Origin of the sequence: Algibacter mikhailovii (genome assembly GCF_014651495.1) — a bacterium.
Lineage (GTDB): Bacteria > Bacteroidota > Bacteroidia > Flavobacteriales > Flavobacteriaceae > Algibacter_E > Algibacter_E mikhailovii.
Window position 1 is genome coordinate 1 of sequence record NZ_BMWZ01000026.1, and the last position, 3117, is coordinate 3117.

The 3117-nt window shown below is 31.3% G+C and carries 3 protein-coding genes; all 3 read left to right on the plus strand.

Annotated features, from left to right (window positions below):
- Nucleotides 1–201: 201 nt before the first annotated feature.
- The 3 genes from IE051_RS18425 to IE051_RS18435 all read left to right on the plus strand — a co-directional run bounded on the left by IE051_RS18425 (nt 202) and on the right by IE051_RS18435 (nt 2904).
- Nucleotides 202–753 carry a hypothetical protein gene (locus tag IE051_RS18425; RefSeq protein WP_189362884.1) on the plus strand — a complete coding sequence of 184 codons (552 nt, stop codon included), beginning with the start codon at nt 202–204 and terminating at the stop codon, nt 751–753.
- A 152-nt stretch (nt 754–905) separates the two neighbouring features.
- Nucleotides 906–1937 (plus strand): hypothetical protein, encoded by a 1032-nt coding sequence (locus IE051_RS18430; protein WP_189362885.1) that lies wholly within the window; start codon nt 906–908, stop codon nt 1935–1937.
- Nucleotides 1927–2904, plus strand: a complete 978-nt coding sequence (locus IE051_RS18435; RefSeq protein WP_189362886.1) for a putative phage abortive infection protein — start codon at nt 1927–1929, stop codon at nt 2902–2904. The genes IE051_RS18430 and IE051_RS18435 overlap by 11 nt, the downstream gene beginning before the upstream one ends.
- The last annotated feature ends 213 nt before the right edge of the window (nt 2905–3117 follow it).

The window sequence follows — 3117 nt, forward strand, 5'->3', positions numbered from 1 at the left end:
AAGATTACATTTATCTTTAGACTTCAAAACACCGAATATGGTATATAAATTATCAGCTTAATTTCAATTTTAACCTGTAGCCATATTTCAGGACGAGACATTAAAAAAGCATTGCCGAAGACAAGAAAAAAACTAGACGGATTACCTAATGCTCTTACTCAAAGATACTTTAGTGACTCTTTTTTTTACAAAAAGGGAAATATGGCAACCTGGATTTGGAATACATCCATTGAAAAAAATATTGACGAATTAAATATTGATATTATCAAAAAGGAGGTAAACCTAAATGAATTTGAAATCGAACCAATTCTTATTTTTCTCCCAAGATTAAATGCCGCTATTTCTAAAACACTAGAAAATGAAAATTATCCTTCCGACTACATTCAAGAAGCTAAGTTCTTTATTAAAATATTTAAAAATCATCCGCATGTAAAATGCACTGCATTTCTCTCGGATATTGAAGGGAAAAAATATATGGGAGATAGTATTTCATTTAATGTAAATGATAATAATTTTAAAGAGTTTAAAGTAAGGCCAAGCAACGACATGGATTGGGCAAGTGAAGGAGAAAATCAACTTAACACTTCAGAATGGTTTGGAGCCCTAATTAGATATTTCATGGGTTTTGGAAAAACTAAATTCAATAGTTTCTACAATCAAAAGGAACTAAAAAAGAATGCAATAATTGGAAACCTATTCCAAATTACATTATTGATTGTCTTCTTTTATTTATTATATAGATTTACTCAATAAAATAAAAACGTGTTACAACATAGTATAAAAATAATGCGTAAGTTTATTCCTAATCAAAAGGTTAGTGCTTGTTTGCTTGCATCTGATTTTCCTTCGGAAAATCCTCGCACACAAACTACGCACTATTCTTATACGTAATCGTTGGCAACAATATGACGAAAGAAGAAGAAATAGAAATAGTTCACGGTAAAGGAACACACGTTGTGATTCTTGGAGCTGGAGCGACTTATGCTTCTACTTTAAAGAATCCTGAAAAGAACGGGAAAACGCTTCCTTTAATGTGGAATGTTATTGATATTGTTGGGTTAAGCAATGTTGTAAAAGGGTTGCCTAAAGAGTACCAAGTACTGAAAGAGGACTTTGAAAAGCTTTATAGTTTATTAGCAAAAGATGATAAATTCAAAGCTGAAAGAGAGCATATTGAAAAGGTGGTTTACCAATACTTTAATGAATTAGAGTTACCTGACGAACCAACAATTTATGATTATCTCGTTCTTTCTTTGAGACACCGAAAAGATATAATTGCAACTTTTAATTGGGACCCATTCCTTTATAAAGCATATGTGAGAAATGGAGAATTCACAGATAGTCCTGGAATTTTATTCTTACACGGTTGTGTTTCTTTAGGCTATGATAAATCAAATGGTTCTTCAGGACCTGCTGGTTGGTTCTCAAAAGAAACAAAACAAGAATTTAAACCAACCAAATTGTTATATCCTGTTGACAAAAAAGACTACAATTCCGACCCGTTTATCAATGGACAATGGGACGTACTTGGTAACAAACTTAAAATAGCTGAGAGAGTAACCGTATTTGGATATTCTGCACCTGTGAGTGACGTTGAAGCTATTGATTTACTTCAAAAAGCTTGGGGAAATGTTGATGACAGGGCAATGGAAGAATTTGAATTGATAGATATTCAAGAGGAGAAAAAATTATTAAAATCGTGGGATACATTTATTCACACACACCATTATCACTACTGTAATGACTATTTCGATTCCTCATTGGCTTTACATCCAAGAAGAACGGTAGAGAGCTATCATCATTGGGCAATGCCTATGACACCTAATGAAGCCTTTCAAGATGGAAATCAAATACCAGATGATTTTAAAACCCTTGAAGAATTGTGGGAATGGCACAAACCATTAATTGAAGCTGAAAAAAAGTTTTATGGAAAATAAAGAGTCTACGAAAACAAAACAACCCGTAAAACCTTATTTAAGACCAAATTACAAACCTAAAAATTGGTGGCAACGAAATTGGATTGAGCTAGTTACAATAGCGGTTGGTGTAATTATTATTCATATTTTTTTACTTTTTAAAGCATTTAATGGTAATGAATTAAATTCCACGAACGCGAGCGAATTTGGGAGCTTCATTGGTGGATATATGGGAACTCTTTTTGCTCTAGTAAGTGTTATTTTTCTATATACAACTTTGAGAGACCAAAGGAGAACTTCCGAAATTGAGAAATTTGAAACACGCTTTTTTGAACTAATTAGACTTCATAGGGATAATGTTCAAGAAATAACTCTAAAAACACAAAACGGGAAAAAAATTTTCGTGCTATTTATTCGAGAGTTTAGGGAAATAATGAAAATTGTCAAAGACGTTTTTAAAAATGACAAGCTAGAAAAAAAACAAATTATTGAAATTTCATATTTGGCATTTTTTTACGGTATCGGACCAAATTCTACAAGGATATTAAAAAATTCACTTTCCAATTATGATAAAACAAAAGTGAAAAAATTGACCGATGAACTACAATCACAAAAACAAGAAGTAAAAAAAGAACGAAAATTCAATTACGTGCCCTTTGAAGGACACCAATCAAGATTAGGTCATTATTATCGCCATTTGTTTCAATCGATTGCTTATTGTCACAATAAAAAGATTGACATTGATAAATACGAGTATATTAAATTAATTAGAGCTCAACTCTCAAATCACGAACAGGCTCTCTTATTTTTAAATTCAATTTCTAAACTCGGAAAACCGTGGAAAGATGAAAACTTAATTAAAACATATCGTCTGATAAAAAATATCCCAGAAGATTTTTTTGACCCTAAAAAGGAAATCGATATTAAGGAATTATATCCTGAAATGATATTCGAATATGAAGAAAATACTGTTGCCAACAATGTATAAAAATAATAGCGGTTTAATCGCTATAACGAAAGTAAGTAAATATAAAAAAGGTCTGTGTTTATCTGAAAAGCTAGTGAGTGTAAATCCGCTACTATTCTTATACTAGACCGTTGTGTGCAATATAAAAAACAGCAAAATGAAGTACTTTTCATTGATGACTTTTGATTTATTGTTTTATCAAAAAGCTATAACATAATTGAAAAGAACGCCAAC

Coding starts and splice junctions, on each gene's coding strand:
- IE051_RS18430 (WP_189362885.1), top strand. CDS start 906: ATGACGAAAGAAGAAGAAATAGAAATAGTTCACGGTAAAGGAACACAC.
- IE051_RS18425 (WP_189362884.1), top strand. CDS start 202: ATGGCAACCTGGATTTGGAATACATCCATTGAAAAAAATATTGACGAA.
- IE051_RS18435 (WP_189362886.1), top strand. CDS start 1,927: ATGGAAAATAAAGAGTCTACGAAAACAAAACAACCCGTAAAACCTTAT.